At 70.2% G+C, this 18,196-nt stretch carries 17 protein-coding genes; 15 read left to right on the top strand and 2 right to left on the bottom strand.

Annotation, left to right across the window (positions count from 1 at the left end; all coding sequences use genetic code 11):
- The first annotated feature begins 87 nt into the window (after window positions 1-87).
- From fabF to ERL55_RS10220, 6 genes are all read left to right on the top strand, one after another.
- A complete protein-coding gene (gene fabF, locus ERL55_RS10245) occupies window positions 88-1,323 on the top strand; it encodes a beta-ketoacyl-ACP synthase II (RefSeq protein WP_129136339.1) in 1,236 nt (411 codons plus the stop codon).
- A gap of 163 nt (window positions 1,324-1,486) precedes the next feature.
- Window positions 1,487-2,881 (top strand): aminodeoxychorismate synthase component I, encoded by a 1,395-nt coding sequence (locus ERL55_RS10240; protein ID WP_129136338.1) that lies wholly within the window; start codon window positions 1,487-1,489, stop codon window positions 2,879-2,881.
- Window positions 2,882-2,913: 32 nt separating this feature from the next.
- Window positions 2,914-3,963, top strand: coding sequence for an endolytic transglycosylase MltG (gene mltG, locus ERL55_RS10235; RefSeq protein ID WP_129136337.1), 1,050 nt, complete (start codon window positions 2,914-2,916; stop codon window positions 3,961-3,963).
- Window positions 3,964-4,010: 47 nt separating this feature from the next.
- A complete protein-coding gene (tmk, locus tag ERL55_RS10230; protein ID WP_129136336.1) occupies window positions 4,011-4,655 on the top strand; it encodes a dTMP kinase in 645 nt (214 codons plus the stop codon).
- Window positions 4,652-5,623 carry a DNA polymerase III subunit delta' gene (locus ERL55_RS10225; RefSeq protein ID WP_129136335.1) on the top strand — a complete coding sequence of 324 codons (972 nt, stop codon included), beginning with the start codon at window positions 4,652-4,654 and terminating at the stop codon, window positions 5,621-5,623. Before tmk ends, ERL55_RS10225 begins: the two co-directional genes overlap by 4 nt.
- Before the next feature lie 3 nt (window positions 5,624-5,626).
- A complete protein-coding gene (locus ERL55_RS10220; protein ID WP_129136334.1) occupies window positions 5,627-5,986 on the top strand; it encodes a PilZ domain-containing protein in 360 nt (119 codons plus the stop codon).
- Between the two features lie 52 nt (window positions 5,987-6,038).
- Here ERL55_RS10220 and ERL55_RS10215 read toward each other — a convergent pair whose 3' ends face one another.
- Entirely contained in the window at window positions 6,039-8,096 is a 2,058-nt protein-coding gene (locus ERL55_RS10215; RefSeq protein WP_129136333.1) for a 3-hydroxyacyl-CoA dehydrogenase NAD-binding domain-containing protein, read from the bottom strand.
- A 242-nt stretch (window positions 8,097-8,338) separates the two neighbouring features.
- Between ERL55_RS10215 and rpoE the strand changes: the two genes are divergently transcribed.
- The 9 genes from rpoE (at window position 8,339) to recO (ending at window position 17,394) form a co-directional block, all read left to right on the top strand.
- Window positions 8,339-8,953, top strand: coding sequence for an RNA polymerase sigma factor RpoE (rpoE, locus tag ERL55_RS10210; protein ID WP_129136332.1), 615 nt, complete (start codon window positions 8,339-8,341; stop codon window positions 8,951-8,953).
- Window positions 8,953-9,921, top strand: a complete 969-nt coding sequence (locus tag ERL55_RS10205; protein WP_129137309.1) for a sigma-E factor negative regulatory protein — start codon at window positions 8,953-8,955, stop codon at window positions 9,919-9,921. The genes rpoE and ERL55_RS10205 overlap by 1 nt, the downstream gene beginning before the upstream one ends.
- A 64-nt stretch (window positions 9,922-9,985) precedes the next feature.
- The gene (locus ERL55_RS10200; RefSeq protein ID WP_343132713.1) at window positions 9,986-11,527 is read left to right on the top strand and encodes a Do family serine endopeptidase; all 1,542 of its coding nucleotides are present in this window, start codon (window positions 9,986-9,988) and stop codon (window positions 11,525-11,527) included.
- Window positions 11,528-11,690: 163 nt separating this feature from the next.
- Window positions 11,691-13,487 carry a translation elongation factor 4 gene (lepA, locus tag ERL55_RS10195; RefSeq protein ID WP_129137308.1) on the top strand — a complete coding sequence of 599 codons (1,797 nt, stop codon included), beginning with the start codon at window positions 11,691-11,693 and terminating at the stop codon, window positions 13,485-13,487.
- Between the two features lie 99 nt (window positions 13,488-13,586).
- Window positions 13,587-14,378 carry a signal peptidase I gene (gene lepB / locus ERL55_RS10190; RefSeq protein ID WP_129136330.1) on the top strand — a complete coding sequence of 264 codons (792 nt, stop codon included), beginning with the start codon at window positions 13,587-13,589 and terminating at the stop codon, window positions 14,376-14,378.
- 82 nt (window positions 14,379-14,460) lie between these two features.
- Entirely contained in the window at window positions 14,461-14,841 is a 381-nt protein-coding gene (locus ERL55_RS10185) for a DUF4845 domain-containing protein (protein WP_100322249.1), read from the top strand.
- Between the two features lie 18 nt (window positions 14,842-14,859).
- A complete protein-coding gene (gene rnc, locus ERL55_RS10180; RefSeq protein ID WP_129136329.1) occupies window positions 14,860-15,525 on the top strand; it encodes a ribonuclease III in 666 nt (221 codons plus the stop codon).
- A gap of 156 nt (window positions 15,526-15,681) precedes the next feature.
- Window positions 15,682-16,611 (top strand): GTPase Era, encoded by a 930-nt coding sequence (gene era / locus ERL55_RS10175; protein WP_129136328.1) that lies wholly within the window; start codon window positions 15,682-15,684, stop codon window positions 16,609-16,611.
- A 33-nt stretch (window positions 16,612-16,644) separates the two neighbouring features.
- Window positions 16,645-17,394 (top strand): DNA repair protein RecO, encoded by a 750-nt coding sequence (recO, locus tag ERL55_RS10170; RefSeq protein WP_129136327.1) that lies wholly within the window; start codon window positions 16,645-16,647, stop codon window positions 17,392-17,394.
- Between the two features lie 44 nt (window positions 17,395-17,438).
- Here the strand turns inward: recO and ERL55_RS10165 are convergent, their stop codons facing one another.
- Complete coding sequence (locus tag ERL55_RS10165; protein WP_129136326.1) at window positions 17,439-18,185, bottom strand: response regulator; 747 nt, start codon at window positions 18,183-18,185, stop codon at window positions 17,439-17,441.
- Window positions 18,186-18,196: the final 11 nt, after the last annotated feature.

Below are 18,196 nucleotides of genomic sequence, written 5' to 3'. Positions count from 1 at the left end.
TGACCTGCCCGGGGCCGCGCATGCGGCCTCGTGCGTTTGCGGCCTGCACTGTGGCGCCGCGATCCAGAACCGATTGAGGAGCATTCCATGTCCAAGCGTCGCGTGGTGATCACCGGGATGGGCATCCTGTCGCCGGTCGGCAACGACCTCGCCTCGAACTGGGAAGCGATCGTCGCGGGTCGTTCGGGCATCGCCCCGATCACCCATTTCGATGCGTCCGCATTCCCGACCCGCATCGCCGGCCAGGTCAAGGGCTTCGACGCCAGCCGCTGGATCGCACCGAAGGACATCAAGAAGATGGACACCTTCGTGCACTACGGCGTGGCCGCCTCGATGATGGCGGTCGAGGATTCGGGCCTCGACGTGGCCGCCGACGGCGAGCGCGTCGGCGTGGCGATCGGTGCCGGCATCGGTGGCCTGAAGGGCATCGAGGACACCACCATCAAGTACCACGAGGGCGGCCCGCGCAAGGTGTCGCCGTTCTACGTGCCCAGCACGATCATCAACATGATCGCGGGCCAGGTGTCGATCATGACCGGTGCCAAGGGGCCCAACGTGGCCGCGGTCACCGCGTGCACGACGGCCACCCACAACATCGGCCTGGCGATGCGCATGATCCAGTACGGCGATGCCGACGCGATGATCGCCGGCGGCGCCGAATACGCGACCACGCCGACCTCGCTGGGCGGCTTCTGCGCGATGAAGGCGCTGTCCACCCACAACGAGGAGCCGACGCGTGCGTCGCGCCCGTGGGACGAGGGCCGCGACGGCTTTGTCATGGGTGACGGTGCCGGCATCCTGATCCTCGAGGAATACGAGCGCGCCAGGGCGCGTGGGGCGCGCATCTACGCCGAGCTGATCGGCTTCGGCATGAGCGGCGATGCGTTCCACATGACCGCGCCGAGTGAGAACGGCGAGGGCGCGGCACGCTGCATGCGCAACGCGATCAACGACGCCGGCATCGACGTTGCCCGCATCGGCTACATCAATGCGCACGGCACCTCGACGCCGGCTGGCGATCTCGCCGAGACGATGGCGGTCAAGCAGGCGCTGGGCGACCACGCGCGTTCGGTCATGGTCAGCTCCACCAAGTCGATGACCGGGCACCTGCTGGGCGCGGCCGGCGGCATCGAGGCCGTGTACTCGGCGATGGCGATCCACACTGGCGTGCTGCCGCCCACGATCAACCTCGTGAATCCGTCGGAAGGCTGCGACCTCGACTACATCCCCAATACCGCGCGCGACGCGCAGGTCGAGGTGGCGATGTCGAATTCGTTCGGCTTCGGCGGCACCAACGGCACGCTGGTGTTCGCGAAGGTGTAAGCCGCAGAGGCCTCCATGCGATGCGTGATGCCGCGCCGGCCGATGGTGCCGGCATCTCCGGCGGGTGCATGCGTGCGCTCGACGCCGACGGTCGTCTGCGGCTGCCGGCGGCGTGGAAGACCGCGCGTCGCATCACGTTGCCGCCTTCCACCTGGACACCGCCGTGCTGATCACCCGCCAACTCGCTCCGGATACCGACCTGCTCGCGCTGCACCGGCGGGCGCCGCAGCGCTATCCGGTGCTGCTGGAATCGGTGGCGCACGGCACCGCGCAGGCGCGATGGGACCTGCTGCTGGTCACCGACGGCGATTGCTTCTCGCTCGACACGGATGGCGTCGTGCGCGACACGCGCGGCAACGCACTGGAAGGCGGCTTCCTCGACGTGCTCGATCGCCACTGGCAGACGCTGCGACAGCCGCGCGAGGAACTGCGCTGGCCGTTCCGTGGTGGCTGGGCGCTGTTCCTGGGCTACGAGCTGGGTGCGCAGATCGAGCCGGTGCTGCGCCTGCCGCTGCCCGCCGACGGGTTGCCGGTGGCGCAGGCGCTGCGTTGCCCGGCAGCGCTGCTGCGTGACCATGCCACCGGGGAGTGCATCGCGGTGGCCGAAACCGCGCACGGCGGGCTGCTGGATATCATCGAAGCGGACCTGTCGCGCGCAGCGCTGCCGGCACTCCCGGCCTGGGTGGCGCCCGCAACGCTCGACGAGGACGCGCCCGGCGCATTCCTCGATGGCGTGCGCCGCATCCTCGACTACCTTGCCGCCGGCGACGTGTTCCAGGTCAACCTGTCGCGCGGCTGGCAGGCCCGCTTCGACGCGCCGCTGGATCCCGCGCTGCTGTACGCCCGCCTGCGCACGATGAGCCCGGCGCCGTTTTCCGGGCTGTTCGCAACGGCAGGCGGCACCGTGGTCAGCGCCTCGCCGGAACGGCTGGTCAACGTGCGCGGCGATGTCGTGCAGACCCGTCCGATCGCCGGCACCCGGCCACGCCTGCCGGGCGATGACGACGCCGCGCGCGTGCGCGAACTGGTCGGGCATGCCAAGGAACGCGCCGAGCACGTGATGCTGGTCGACCTCGAACGCAATGACCTCGGCCGCGTGTGTACCCCGGGTAGCGTCGAGGTGGACGAGCTGATGACGGTGGAGAGCTATGCCCATGTCCACCACATCGTCAGCAATGTGCGCGGCCTGCTGCGCGCCGACGCCAAGCCCGGCGAGGTCATCGCCGCGGTCCATCCCGGCGGCACCATCACCGGCTGCCCGAAGGTGCGCTGCATGCAGGTGATCGCCGAGCTCGAGGCGGTCGGCCGCGGCGCCTACACCGGCGCGATGGGCTGGCTCAACCGCGACGGCGACATGGACCTCAACATCCTCATCCGCAGTGCCGAGGTGGCCGGGGAGCGGGTGCGCTTCCGCACCGGCGCCGGGATCGTCGCCGACTCCGATCCGCAGCGCGAGCTCGACGAGACGCGCGCGAAGGCGCGCGGCATGCTGCACGCACTCGCGGCGGACGCCGAGCCGACGCAGAGCCGGGGCACCCACGCTATCCTTGCGCGATGACCTGCCCCCCACCCCGCACACGGCGTGCGCTGATGGCCACCTCCCGACGCTGGCGCGGCATCGGCGCCTTTCTTGCCCTGTTCGCACTGCTCGCCGGTGGCGCGGCGTACTGGGCGTGGGACCGCTGGCAGGATTTCCGGCACGAACCGCTGGCAGGCATCGATGCCGGCGACGGCTATGTGGTGGAACGCGGCGATTCCTTCGCCCGCGTGCTGCAGAAGATCCGCGAGGCCGGCGTGCGCGAAGGCAGCGACCTCGAATGGCAGCTCCTGGCCCGCCAGCTCGGCGCCGCCGGGCGGCTGCAGGTGGGCGAGTACGCGCTCGAGCCCGGCATGAGCGCCCGCGACGTGCTGGCCAACATGCGCGACGGCCGGGTCGTGCGGCACCGCTTCACCATCGTCGAAGGCTGGAACATCCGCGAACTGCGTGCAGCGCTCGCGCGCGCTGAACATCTCCAATCCGACAGCGCCGCGCTCGACGACGCCGCGCTGATGGCGGCCATCGACCGGCCGGGCGTGCACCCGGAGGGCCGCTTCCTTCCGGAGACCTATCTCTATACCCGTGGCGACAGCGATCTCGACGTGCTGCGTCGTGCAAACCGCGCGCTGGAACGCGCGCTCGACGAGGCCTGGGCCCAGCGTGCCGACGACCTGCCGCTGCAGACGGCGGAGGAGGCGCTGGTGCTGGCCTCGATCGTGGAGAAGGAAACCGGCATCGCCGAGGAACGGCCGCAGATTGCCGGGGTGTTCGTGCGCCGTTTGCAGATCGGCATGCGCCTGCAGACCGATCCCACCGTCATCTACGGCATCGGCGCGGACTTCGACGGCAACATCCGCCGCCGCGACCTGCAGACCGACACCCCCTACAACACCTACACCCGCGACGGGCTGCCGCCGACGCCGATCGCGATGCCCGGCGTGGCCGCGCTTCGCGCGACCACGCAACCCGCCGACGGCGATGCGCTGTACTTCGTCGCCATCGGTGACGGCAGTGGACGGCACGTGTTCTCGCGCACCTATGCCGAACACAACGTGGCGGTGCGCGAGTACGTGCGCCGCTACCGCGCGCGCGTGGCGCAGTGATGGGCGGTTCGACGCCAGCCGCCGGGTCGCCGGCATCCGGGGCGAGCGTGCCCGGCGCGATGGCCACGCATCCGCGCTTCGTCTCGCTGGAAGGCGGCGAGGGCGCTGGCAAGACCACCGTGCTCACCGCGTTGCGTACCGCCCTGGCCGAGGACGGGGCCGAGGTGCTGGTCACCCGCGAACCCGGCGGCACGCCGCTGGCGGAGCGTATCCGCGAACTCGTGCTCGATCCCGGCGGCGCCCCGGCGGTCGCCGAAGCCGAACTGCTGCTGGTGTTCGCCGCGCGGGTGCAGCACGTGCGCGAACTGATCGAGCCGGCACTCGCGCGCGGCGCATGGGTGCTGTGCGACCGCTACACCGATTCCAGCTATGCCTACCAGGGCGGTGGCCGCGGTCTCGACGCCGCGCGCATCGAGCTGCTCGAGCACGGCTTCGTCGGCCTGCGCCCGGGCCTCACCCTGCTGCTCGACATCGATGTCGCCCGCGGCCGCGAACGCACCCGTGGCCGCGACCTCGTGCCCGACCGCATCGAAGGCGAGCGCGACGAGTTCTTCGAGCGCGTGCGCGCCGCCTATCTCGCCCGTGCCCACGCCGAGCCCGGCCGCTTCCGCATCATCGATGCGGCGCCGCCGGCGGACGAGGTGGCAGCGGCCGCGGTGGCTGCGCTGCATGGTTGGAGGACGCGGGCGTGAATCCCTCACCGGCGCTTGCGCCGTGGCAGCGGCGCGTCTTCGACCGCGCCGTGGATGCACTCGACGGCGGCCGCATGGGCCATGCGATGCTGCTGTGCGGGCCGGCCCGGCTGGGCAAGCGGGTGGTGGCCGACCGGCTGGCATCGCACCTGCTCGGCGCAGGCCACGATGCGCGCGCGGCCAGCCTGATCGCCGCCGGCACCCATCCCGATCTGCTTGCAGTGGGCCTCGAGCCGAACCGCGAAGGCACGCGCATGCGCACCGAGATCGTCATCGAACAGATCCGCGCGCTCACCGGCAAGCTGTCGCTCACCGCGCAGTACGGGCAGGCACGGGTGGCGATCGTCGACCCGGCCGATGCGATCAACCATGCCGCGGCCAATGCGCTGCTGAAGACGCTCGAGGAGCCGCAACCCGGCCGCTATCTGTGGCTGGTGGCCGCGGAGCCGATGCGGCTGCCGGCGACCATCCGCAGCCGCTGCCAGCGCCTGGAGTTCCGCCTTCCGCCGCGCGACGAGGCACTGGCCTGGCTGCAGTCGCAGGGCCATGCGGGCAAGGCCGCGGCCGAGGCGCTGGATGCCGCCCGCGGACATCCCGGCATCGCGGAGCACTGGCTGCGCGAGGGTGGCATGGCGTTGCGTGCCGGCGTCGCCACGGATCTGGATGCGCTGGCCGCGGGCACGCTGGCGCCGTCGGAAGTCGCCAGGCGCTGGACCGGCGACGAGGATGCCGACGCGCGCCTGCGCCATGCCGCCGACCTCGCGGCGACGCGTGCGGCCGGCTTGACCGACCCCGTGCGAACCCGCAGGCTCACGGCCTGGTTCGCGCATGCCAACCGCACCCGCGACCTGCTGCGCACCACCGTGCGGGCGGACCTGGCGGTGGGCGAGCTGCTGCTGGCCTGGCGCGAGGCCATGGGCGAGAGCGGACACAGCAGGAGCGCCGGCGGGCGCGGTACGAGGAGATAGCGAATGGCGGCAACCGGTGGCGGCGCGCGACAGGGCATCCTGTCGTTGACGGTGAAGGACAAGGCCCAGCTCTACAGCGCCTACATGCCGTACCTGAAGCAGGGCGGCATCTTCGTGCCGACCGCCAAGCGCTATTTCATTGGCGACGAGGTGTTCGTGCTGCTGGTGCTGCCGGAGTCCAACGAGCGCCTGCCGGTCGCCGGCAAGGTGATCTGGGTGACGCCGCCGGGCGCGCAGGGCAACCGCATGGCCGGCATCGGCGTGCAGTTCGCCGATACCCAGGAAGGCGAGAACGTGCGTGGCAGGATCGAGACCCTGCTGGCCGGCACCGCCAATTCAGAGAAGCCCACGCACACGATGTGAGCCGGGCGCGTTACGGGACGCGGCGTGCGCCGCGCCCCGCAGGTGTCCGCGGTCAGGCGCCGCGCAATGCCGGGTTGTCCCAGCCCGGGCGTGGCGCAAAGCGGTCCCCATGCCGCGCCTGCAGGACCTTGAGCCGGGCCAGCACGGCGTCGACACCGGTCTCGCGCACGTACTGGATCGGACCGCCGCGGAACGGCGCGAAGCCGGTGCCGAAGATCACTCCCGCATCCAGCAGGTCGGCATCCGCCACCACGCCATCGTGCAGTGCCGCCACCGCCTCGTTGATCAGCGGCAGCACCAGGCGGTCCTCGAGGTCGTCGGGCGCCTTGTAGTCCTTCGGCAGTTCCGGCTTCTTCGCCTTGCCGTCTTCCCAGGCATACAACCCCTGACCGTCCTTCTTGCCGCGTCGGCCCATTTCCGGCGGGGTGGCCAGCGTGGCGGGGATCTGCAGGCCGAGGTAGGGCGCGAGCTCGCGGCCGACCCCGGAGGCGACATCGAGGCCCACGGTGTCGATCAGTTCGATCGGCCCCATCGGCATGCCGAACCGGACCGCGGCACGGTCGATCGCCGGCCCCGGGATGCCCTCGGCATACGCGGTCGCCGCTTCGAGCATGTACGGAAACAGCAGCCGGTTGACCAGGAAGCCGGGGGTGCCGGCGACCGGCACCGGCAGCTTGTCGATCGCCTTGCAGAACGCCGCCAGCCGCTGCTGCGTGGCCTCGTCCATGCCCGGGTGGCGCACGATCTCCACCAGCGGCATCAGCGCCACCGGGTTGAAGTAGTGCAGGCCGGCGAACTGCGCCGGACGTGCCAGGCCCTGCGCAAGCCCGTCGATCGGGATCGACGAGGTGTTGGTCGCCAGCAGCGCATCCGCCTTGAGCCGCGGCTCCACCTGCGTATACAGGCCGCGCTTGGCATCGGTGTCCTCGATGATCGCCTCGATCACCAGGTCGGCCCGTCCCACACCCTCGCCCAGGAGGTCGGACTTCAGCCGCGCGGCGACATCGGGGCGCTTGGCGTCGTCCTTGACCTTCTTCTGGAACAGCTCCTGCGCGCGCGCAAGCGCCTTGTCGATATATGGCTGCTCGCGGTCCTGCAAGGTCACCTCGAAGCCCTTGTAGGCGGACCAGGCGGCGATGTCGCCGCCCATGACGCCCGCACCGACCACGTGCACATGGCCGATGCCGTGGTGCCTGCCGCCGAGCGCCTTCAGGCGCTCCTGCAGGAAGAACACCCGGGTCAGGTTGCGCGCGGTCGGCGTGCCCGCCAACCGGACCACCGATTTGCGCTCGGCCGCCAGCCGCTGTGCGGTGGATCCGCCGGTGCGGCGCCAGGTCTCGATCAGCACGTACGGTGCCGGGTAATGCTCCTTGCGTGCCTTGCGCGACACCTGCTTGACCATCTGCGGCGCCAGCAACTGGCGCGCGGGCCAGGTGTTGGTCGCCCAGCCGAGTGCGCGCTGCCTGAGTGGCCGTTGCGCACCCTTGAGCGCGAGCGTCGCCGCGGCGTCCAGCAGCAGCGCGGGCTCGACGACCCTGTCGACCAGGCCGATGCCACGCGCGGCCTTGGCCGACAGCGTGCGGCCGGTCAGCATCATGTCGAACGCCGCCGGCGCGCCGACCAGACGCGGCAGGCGCACGCTGCCGCCCCATCCCGGATAGATGCCGAGCTTCACTTCCGGCAGGCCGATGCGGGTGGAGCCGTCATTGCTGGCGACGCGGTAATCACAGGCCAGCGCGATCTCGGTGCCGCCGCCCATGCAGAAGCCGTGGATGGCGGCGACCGTCGGGCACGGCAGATCGGCCAGGCGCTGGAACACCTGCTGGCCGCGACGGATCGAATCACCGATCGTGCCCTTCGCGTCGAACTCCGCGAACTCGCGGATGTCGGCGCCGGCAATGAAGCCCTTTTCCTTGGCCGAGGTCACCACCACCGCTTTCGGCGGCTCGAGCGCCAGCCGCTCGAGCACGGCGTCGAGTTCGATCAGCACGTCCTGCGCGAACGTGTTGACCGATTCGCCCGCGCGGTCGAAGGCCAGCACGAGCACGCCATCCTCGCGTTGCGCGGCTTTCCAATGACTGAGGCGCAGTCCGTCGAGGCCTGCAAACATGCGGCACCATCCGATAGGGTACGGGAAAGGCCCTTATGATCCAGAGGTTGTTTCGCCTGCGTCAAATCCGCCGGCCCGTCGAAGGCCGTTTCGCCGCGCGCTGACGCCGTGTTCCGGCGCCGGCTTGTGGGACGGCACGGCAACCCCCAGATGCTCCACAGGGTTCAGACCACGGAACTTCCTGCCCGTATGCGGGTCACGCCGCCCAGCCAGTCCGGCCGGGCCACAGGAGCTGCCGGCCGATGGCCGATATCGATACCGAACAGCTGGACCAGGAACTCGTCCGCCGCGTGCAGCGCGGCGACACCGCTGCGTTCGACCTGCTGGTGCGCAAGTACCAGCACCGCATCGCGGCGCTGATCGGCCGCTACATCGCCGACTGGAGCGAAGTGCAGGACGTGGCGCAGGAAACCTTCATCCGTGCCTACCGCGCGATGGGCAACTTCCGCGGCGATGCGCAGTTCTACACCTGGCTGCATCGCATCGCCGTCAACACCGCGAAGAACCACCTCGTTGCACACAGGCGGCGGCCGCCCACCGATGACATCGATGTCTCCGACGCCGAACAGTTCGATTCCGGCATCCGCCTGCGCGACAGCGACACCCCCGAACGTGAACTGATGCGACAACAGATGGAACAAACGGTCATGCGCGCGGTCGAAGCACTGCCCGAGGAGCTCCGGGTCGCGATCACGCTGCGCGAGGTCGACGGCCTGAGCTATGAGGACATCGCCACCCGCATGGGCTGTCCGATCGGTACCGTCCGTTCGCGCATCTTCCGGGCCCGCGAGGCGATCGACCAGGAACTCAAGCCCCTGATGGACAATGACACACCCGTGGAGCGCGCGATCCGATGATGCTTCCAGACGACAGCGACGCGCTGCAGCTGCAGCCCGATCCCGACAAGCTCTACCGCTATCACCGCCAGCAGCTGTCGGCGATGCTGGATGGCGAACTGTCGCCGGACCAGGCGCGCTTCATGCTGCGCCGACTCGAGCACGATGCCGAACTGGCCGGCTGCTGGGAGCGCTGGCAGGTCTGCGGGGACGTGCTGCGTGGCCGCCACGAGGCGCCGCTGCCAGCCGATTTTGCCGCCGGCATCGCGCTGGCGATCAATGCGGGCGCCAGGCTGCCCGAGGACACGGTGACCGTGCAGGCCGCGCCGGTCGCGCGCCGCGCCGGGCTGATGCGCTGGGGCGGCGGCGCGGCGCTTGCGGCATCGGTGGCGATGGCGGCGCTGTTCGTCGGCCGGCAGATGCAGCCGCCAGTGGAGACGGAGCTGCCGTCGCGCGTCGCCGCGGGCAACGCCGCACCGGCCAGCGGGGCGGTGGTGCCCGGAATGGCGCCGGAGGCCGAGGCCATGGACGCGAGCACCCTTGCACTGGCCAGCGCCGCCGCGCTGGCGGCCGTGGACGTGCCGCGTCGCAGCGAGCGCCAGGCGCGCGGCAGCGGTGTCACGGCCACGCCGGCAGCCGCCGGGCGTTCGCAGCAGACCCAGGTCGCGGTGGCCGCGCAGCCACGCCGGCAGGCCGCGGAGCCGATGGAGCCGTCGATGCCAGCGTCGCGTCCGATGGTTGCGGCGGTGGAGTCCGTGGTGGCCGTGGACGCACCGGCCGCCCGCCCATGGCCGCGCGCCGGGGTCGGCAATCCGTTTGCCGCCGGGTACGGGCCCGACACCATGCAGGTGCGGACCTACCATCCGTTCGAGCCGCAGATCGATGCGCGGCCCCGTCCGACGCTGGTCTGGCCGATGCCGGTCGGCAGTCTCGGGGCCGGAGCGTCCGTCGATACCGCCGATACACCGACGACACCCGGCGTCCAATGACCCCCGCACGCGATGTCCATCGCGTGCACACCCCACACAGAAACCGGTCGAGGATCCTTCCCCGATGAAGAAAGCGCTGCCCATCGTTGCCGTGGTCGCCATGACCGCCGCAGCCACCACCGCCATCGTGCTCCCGGTCGCCACCGCCGAACCGCAGGCCGCGGCCACCGCGCCCGCACAGTCCGCGCCCGCCGCTCCGCAGCTGGTCACCGGGCTGCCCGACTTCACCCGGCTGGTGGAGCAGGTCGCCCCCGGCGTGGTCAGTATCGAGGTGCTGGTGGGTGCGCCTGCGGCACGCAACCAGCCAGGTGGGCAGATGCCCGACGACGAGATGCTGCCCGAGATCTTCCGGCGCTTCTTCGGCCCGGGTTTCCGGTTGCCGGGTGCGCCCGGTGGCGCGGACCCGGGCATGCCGCGCGGCACCTCCACCGGCACCGGCTTCGTGATCTCGGCCGACGGTTACGTGCTCACCAACCACCACGTGGTCGAGAATGCACAGACTGTCAGCGTGCGCCTGCAGGACCGCCGCCAGTTCGAGGCGGAGATCGTCGGCAGCGACCAGGAATCCGACGTTGCCCTGCTGAAGATCGATGCCAACGGCCTGACCGCGCTGCGCGCCGGCGACGCCACCCTGGTCAAGCCGGGGCAGTGGGCGGTGGCGATCGGTTCGCCGTTCGGGCTCGAGCAGTCGGTGACCGCCGGCATCGTCAGTGCGACCGGCCGCTCCAATCCCTATGCCAACCAGCAGTACGTGCCGTTCATCCAGACCGACGTGGCGATCAACCGCGGCAACTCGGGTGGTCCGCTGCTCAATACGCGCGGCGAGGTGATCGGCATCAATTCGCAGATCTTCTCCAACACCGGTGGCTTCCAGGGCGTGAGCTTCGCGATCCCGATCGACATGGCGATGAACGTCGCCGAGCAGATCAAGGACACCGGCTCGGTACAACGCGGCCAGGTGGGCGTGCTCTTCAACTCGATCCCGATGACCCAGGAACAGGCGCGCGGCTTCGGCCTGCCCGACACCCTGGGCGCGCTGGTCAACGAGGTGGTGCCCGACAGCCCTGCGGAAAAGGCCGGCATCGAGCCGGGCGACGTGATCCGCGCGGTCGACGGCACCCGCATCTACCAGCCCAGCGAGCTGCCGCCGCTGATCGGCAACAAGGCGCCGGGCACCCGGGTGAAGCTCACCGTGTTCCGCGAGGGCCGCGAGCGCGACTACACACTGACGCTCGCGCCGCTCGACCGCAGCCTGGTGGCCGGCCGCGCCGGCAGTGGCGCGCCGCAACCGGGCGCCGCGCCGTCGGCATCGTCGAACCCGCTGGGCCTGGTCGGCCAGCCGCTGGCCGACGCCGAGCGTCGCCAGCTCGGCGTGGAGGCCGGCAAGGGCGTGCGCATCGGTCGCGTCGAGGGCGTGGCCGCGCGCCGTGCCGGCATCCAGCCCGGCGATGTCGTGCTGCGCGTGGGCCGCGACGAGGTCAATTCACCGGCGGAACTCGATCGCGCGCTGCGCGACGCCAGGACGGGCGACACCGTGATGCTGCTGGTGCGCAACGCCCGCGGCAGCCAGTTCATCGCGGTCACCCCGCGCGCCGAGTCGGAATAACCCGCCTCCCGGAACCCTGCGGTCCCTGCTGCGTCGCCCCGCGAGGGGCGACGTGCATTGCGCGGACGCCATCGCCAGGAGCGCTGGCGACCGTGCGCCCTGTGCGACAATGGCGCGTTTTTCGCCCCCTGACGCCGACGCGCCACCCCCCATGACCCATTCGATGCGGAATATCCGCAACTTCTCCATCATCGCCCACGTCGACCACGGCAAGTCGACGCTCGCCGATCGCATCATCCAGCTGTGCGGTGGCCTCACCGCGCGCGAGATGGAAGCGCAGGTCCTCGACAACAACCCGATCGAGCGCGAACGCGGCATCACCATCAAGTCGCAATCGGTCTCGGTGCCGTACACGGCGCGCAACGGCGAGACCTACTTCCTCAATTTCATCGACACCCCGGGCCACGTCGACTTCTCCTATGAAGTCAGCCGTTCGCTGGCCGCCTGCGAAGGCGCGCTGCTCGTGGTGGATGCCGCGCAGGGCGTGGAAGCGCAGTCGGTGGCCAACTGCTACACCGCCATCGAGCAGGGCCTGGAAGTGGTGCCGGTGCTCAACAAGATCGACCTGCCCACCGCCGACATCGACCGCGCCAAGGGCGAGATCGAGGCGGTGATCGGCATCGATGCAAGCGACGCGGTGGCGGTGTCGGCCAAGACCGGCCTGAACATGGAAGAGGTGCTGGAGGCGATCGTGCATCGCATCCCGCCGCCGGCCGACCGCGGCAGCAACAAGCTGCAGGCGCTGATCATCGACTCGTGGTTCGACAACTACCTCGGCGTGGTGTCGCTGGTGCGCGTGATGCAGGGCGAGATCAAGGCCGGCGACAAGATCCAGGTGATGTCCACCGGCCGCTGGCACCAGGTCGACAAGGTCGGCGTGTTCACGCCGAAGCGCAAGGAAATGCCGTCGCTGCGTGCGGGCGAGGTGGGCTGGATCAACGCCAGCATCAAGGACGTGCACGGTGCGCCGGTCGGCGACACCCTGACGCTGATGGCCGACCCCGCCTCCGAGCCGCTGCCGGGCTTCCAGGAGATGCAGCCGCGCGTGTTCGCGGGCCTGTTCCCAGTGGATGCCGAGGACTATCCGGACCTGCGCGAAGCGCTCGACAAGCTGCGCCTCAACGACGCCGCGCTGCGCTTCGAGCCGGAGAGCTCCGAGGCGATGGGCTTCGGCTTCCGCTGCGGCTTCCTCGGCATGCTGCACATGGAGATCGTGCAGGAGCGCCTGGAGCGCGAGTACGACCTCAACCTGATCAGCACCGCGCCCACGGTCATCTACGAAATCCTCAAGACGGACGGCGGGATCATGCCGCTGGACAATCCGGCACAGCTGCCGCCGGTGAACCAGATCGAGGAGATCCGCGAGCCGATCATCCGCGCCAACATCCTCACCCCGCCGGACTACGTGGGCGCGGTGATCACCCTGTGCGAGGAGAAGCGTGGCAGCCAGGTCGGCATCACCTACATGGGCAGCCAGGTGCAGGTCGCCTACGAACTGCCGATGGCCGAGGTGGTGCTGGACTTCTTCGACAAGCTGAAGTCGGTCAGCCGCGGCTATGCCTCGCTGGATTACAGCTTCGTGCGTTTCGACGCCGGCCCGTTCGTGCGCGTGGACATCCTGATCAATGGCGACAAGGTCGATGCGCTGTCGGTGATCGTGCACCGCAGCCATGCCGACCGTCGTGGCCGCGAGCTCACCGAGAAGATGAAGGACCTGATCCCGCGGCAGCAGTTCGACGTCGCCATCCAGGCCGCGATCGGCTCGCAGATCATCGCCCGCACCACGGTCAAGGCGCTGCGCAAGAACGTGCTGGCCAAGTGCTATGGTGGCGACATCTCGCGCAAGAAGAAGCTCCTGGAAAAGCAGAAGGAAGGCAAGAAGCGCATGAAGCAGGTCGGACGCGTCGAGATCCCCCAGGAAGCCTTCCTCGCCGTGCTGAATACCAGTCGCGATTCGTGATCACCGTGGTGCACGCCCGGTCGCCGGTACGCGCAGCGCGCGCGTGTGCGGCGCCTGCGTGCGCCTGCCGTCGCACTGCGCGGCCGCAAAGGAGCGCCAATGAAGTGGTTTGAAATCGGACTGGTCAGCCTGACCTTCCTGAGCGGCCTGATCTGGCTGCTCGACCGCCTGGTCTTCGCGAAGGGCCGTGCACGCCGCGGTGGCCTGCTCGGGTCGGACGAACCGGTGATCGTCGACTACGCGCGCAGCTTCTTCCCGATCCTGGCGGCGGTGCTGATCCTGCGCAGCTTCATCGCCGAGCCGTTCCGCATCCCGTCGAGCTCGATGATGCCGACGCTGCTGATCGGCGACTTCATCCTGGTCAACAAGTTCTCCTACGGCCTGCGGCTGCCGATCAACAACCGCAAGGTCATCGAGATCGGCGAGCCCGAGCGCGGCGACGTCGTGGTGTTCCGCCCGCCGCACCATCCCGACCAGGACTGGATCAAGCGCGTCATCGGCCTGCCCGGCGACACCATCGCCTACCGCGACAACACCGTGTACGTGAACGGCGAAGCCTTCGACTACATCGATGGCGGCGCCTACGAGGGTCGTGGCCGTGGCCAGGAGATGACCGGCGCCACGCTGCTGCGCGAGGAGATGCCCGGGCGCAGCCATGAAGTTCTCGAGATCACCGGGCTGCCGTTCCGTGATCCGGGCGAGGGCGAGTGGACGGTGCGGCCGGGACACTACTTCGTCATGGGCGACAACCGCGACCGCAGCGACGACAGCCGCTTCTGGGGCGAACTGCCCGAGAGCCAGCTGCGCGGCAAGGCGTTCCTGATCTGGATGAACTGGGACGGTGCCGCCGGCGGTGTCGGCTTCGACCGCATCGGCCGCAGCATCCGTTGAATCACCGCGGCCCGGCCCTGTCCAAGGGCCCGGCCTGCCGCTAGCATCGCAGCCGGACATGCACCTTTCGGGGAGAAGGGCAATGAAGCAGAAGCAGAAGGGGATGACCCTGCTGGGGTTCGTCATCGTGCTGTCGGTGGTGGGGTTCGCCGCCTACATCCTGATGAAACTGTTCCCGATGTACTCGGAGTACTACAGCGTGCGCCAGGCGATGAAGGGGCTGTCGCAGGAGCCCGGCATCGCCACCCAGGATCCCGCGCGCATCCAGGACCTGTTCTTCCGCCGGCTGTACATCAGCTACTCGGAGAACGTGAAGAAGGAGCACGTCAAGCTGCGCCGGATCGACAACGGCTGGCAGATGGACGTGAACTACGAGATCCGTCGCCCGCTGGTCGGCAACCTCGACGTGGTCGGCAAGTTCAATGCCTCGCAGGCGCTGACCCGTTCGGGTGCCGGCGAATAATGCCGATGCGTGTGCGCGATGGCCGGCAGTGATCCGTTCGGCCACCGGTTCGGCGACCAGGGCCTGCTCGCGCAGGCGCTGACCCATCGCAGTGCCGGCGCGCCGCACAACGAGCGGCTGGAATTCCTCGGCGACGCGCTGCTCGGCCTGATCGCCGGGGAGGCGCTGTACCAGCGCTTCCCGCGTGCCGACGAAGGCGCGCTCACCCGCGCGCGCGCCGAGCTGGTGCGCGAATCGACGCTTGCGCGCATCGCCCGGCGGCTCGACGTGGGGCCGCGGCTGATGCTGGGGCCCGGTGAGATGAAGTCGGGCGGGCATCGCCGCGACTCCATCCTCTCGGATGCACTGGAGGCGGTGATCGCCGCGATCTACCTCGATGCCGGCTTCGACGCCTGCCGCAGCGCGGTACTGGCCTGGCTTGCGCCGGAGCTCGAGGGTTTCGAGATCAACAAGGTCGGCAAGGATGCCAAGACCCGGCTGCAGGAATGGCTGCAGGGCCGACAGCGTGCGTTGCCGCAGTACGAGCTGCTGGCCGAGAGCGGCGACGAACACGCGCGCACCTTCGTGGTCGCCTGCCGGATCCTCGAGCCGGAGCTGGCCAGCGAGGGCGAGGGCGGTTCCCGGCGTGCCGCCGAGCAGGCCGCGGCCGCGGCGATCCTCGAGCAGCTCGAAGCGCCGCGCTGACGGCGAGCCCAGGGTTCTTGCTGCGGATCGCGCGGATCAGCGCCGATCACGCAGGACGCGTGCCTCCGCGTGGACCCGTGCCGGGAACAGCCCGCGCTCGCCGGGCGGACCGCCATCTTCGCCCGCCGCAGCCGCGGCGACGCATACAATGCGCGGATGACTGAGAACACCTCCTACCGCGCCGGCCATGTCGCCGTGATCGGTCGCCCCAACGTGGGCAAATCCACCCTGATCAACGCCCTGGTGGGCGCCAAGGTCAGCATCGTCTCGAACCGGCCGCAGACCACGCGTCATCGCCTGCTTGGCGTTGCGACCTTGCCCGGGGGGCAACTGGCGCTCGTCGATACCCCCGGCCTGCACCGCGAACAGGGCAAGTCCAGCGCCACCGCGATGCACCGCTGGATGAACCGCGCAGCGCGCGGGGCCGTCGAGGGCGTGGATGCGGCGTTCCTGGTGGTCGAGGCCGGGCGCTGGGAGGACGAGGACAGCGCCGCCTATGACCTGCTGCACGGCAGTGGCGTGCCGGTGCTGCTGGTGGTCAACCAGGTCGACCGCATCAAGGACAAGGGGTCGCTGCTGCCGTACCTGGCCAGGGTGTCGGACGGCCGCGAGTTCGCAAGCGTGCATCCGGTCTCCGCGCTCAAGCGCAAGGGCCTGGACGGCCTGGTGGCGGCGGTGCTGCCGTTGCTGCCACAGCAGGCCGCGCTGTACGAGGAGGATGCGATCACCGACCGCAGCGAACGCTTCCTCGCCGCCGAACTGCTGCGTGAGCAGCTGATGCGCCAGCTCGGCGCGGAGCTGCCGTACGCCACCACCGTCGAGATCGAGCAGTTCGTCGACGATGCCGGCATGGCGCGCATTTCCGCGGTGATCTGGGTCGAGCGCGAAGGCCAGAAGGCCATCGTGATCGGCAAGGGCGGCACGCGGCTGAAGGAGATCGGCGGCAAGGCGCGACTGGGCATGGAGCGCCTGTTCGACCGCAAGGTGTTCCTCGAGACCTGGGTGCGCGTGCGCGAGGGCTGGTCCGACGACGAGGCCGCGCTGCGTGCGTTCGGCTACGAGGACCCGGGCCGCCCGGACCGCTGATCGCCGGCGCCGAGCGCTTCCGGACCCCGCGCCATGCGCTACACCGGTGAACCGGCATTCGTCCTGCATGCGCGCCGCTGGCGCGAGACCAGCCTGCTGGTGGAAGTGCTGAGCCTGTCGCACGGTCGGCTCGGCCTGCTGGCGCGCGGCGTGCAATCGCCTCGCCGCCACGCCCTGCGCGCCGCGCTGCAGCCGCTGCAGCAGATCCGCTTCGATGCCGTGCAGCGTGGCGAACTGGCGACGCTGGCCGGCGCCGAAGCGGTCGACCGCGCGCCATCTCTGACCGGTGACGCGGTACTGGCCGGCTTCTACGTCAACGAACTGATGCTGCGGCTGGCACCCCGCCAGGATCCGCATGCCGAACTGTTCGAACTCTATGCGACGGTGCGCCAGCGGCTTGCGGCGCCGGGGCTTGCCTGGACGCTGCGGCGCTTCGAGCGCGACCTGCTCGACGCCCTCGGCTTCGGCCTGGCGTGGGACAGCGCCAGCGACGGCACGCCGATCGACCCGGCGGCGCGCTACCGGATCGATCCCGAGCAGGGCGCGCGCCGGGTGCTCAGCGAGCGCGACGGCGAGCGCAGCCGCGCCGCGACCGGTCGTGCGCTGCTGGCGCTGGCCGCAGACCGGACGCCTGATGCCGAAGACCTGCCAGGGCTGCGCCGCGTGCTGCGCGATGTGCTCGCCCACCACCTGGGATCGCGCGGGCTGAAGTCGTGGGAGCTGATGGCCGACCTCGGCCGGCTCGCCGGTGCCGCGCCGAGGCCCGCACCGACCGGCGACTGACGCATGCCGCGGGCGGTCGCCGGCGGCGGTCGCTCCGGCCGGGCTCAGGCGGTCTGTACCGTCTGTGGCGTTGCAAAGGTCTGGTCGGTGGCGTCGACGAAGCCCTGCAACGCGGCCGCGTCATCGGGCATCGCCTGCAGCGCCTGCACCGCGTGATCGACCCGGGCGGCGCCGACGAAGCCGGCACTCGCGCGCAGCTTGTGCAGCGCACCGCGCAGGCGGTCGTGATCGTGCACGCGCGCCGCGGCCAGCACCTGCTCGCGGGCCATCGGCAATTCGGCGAGGAACAGGTCGCGCAGGGCGGTCACGTGGGTGGGGTTGCCGCCGAGTGCACGGGTGGCGGCCTGGTCATCCCACACCGGGGCGGCACCTGCGGGCGCGTGCGATGCGTCCACCTCCGCCGGCGCGGCACGGCCATCCAGTGCGGCGCGGATCGCGTCCTGCCACGCGGCAGCGCTGAGCGGCTTGATCGCGACGTCGATGAAGCCGTCCGCCAGTAGCCGCTGGCGTTCGCTGTCGTCGCAGGCGGCGGTGTGGGCAATGGCCGGTGTGTCGAGGCCGTGTTCGCGCAGGCGGCGCAGCAGGGCGCCACCGTCGCCGTCGGGCAGGTTGGCGTCGACCATCCACAGGGCGTAATCGTTGTTCTTCGCCAGCGCGTAGGCCTCGGACAGGCGGTCGGCGGTATCGACCTGCGCCGGCAGCGCGGCGGCCGCGGCCTGCAGGAACAGCCGGCTTGCCGGTTCGTCCTCGACCAGCAGCAGGCGGGGCGTGCTCGGGCCGCTACGGTCCATGGGTATCCTTC

Origin of the sequence: Luteimonas sp. YGD11-2, from assembly GCF_004118975.1 — a bacterium.
Lineage (GTDB): Bacteria > Pseudomonadota > Gammaproteobacteria > Xanthomonadales > Xanthomonadaceae > Luteimonas > Luteimonas muca.
The sequence above is the reverse complement of the archived record's forward strand: the minus strand, read 5'-3'. Positions and strand labels throughout refer to the sequence as shown.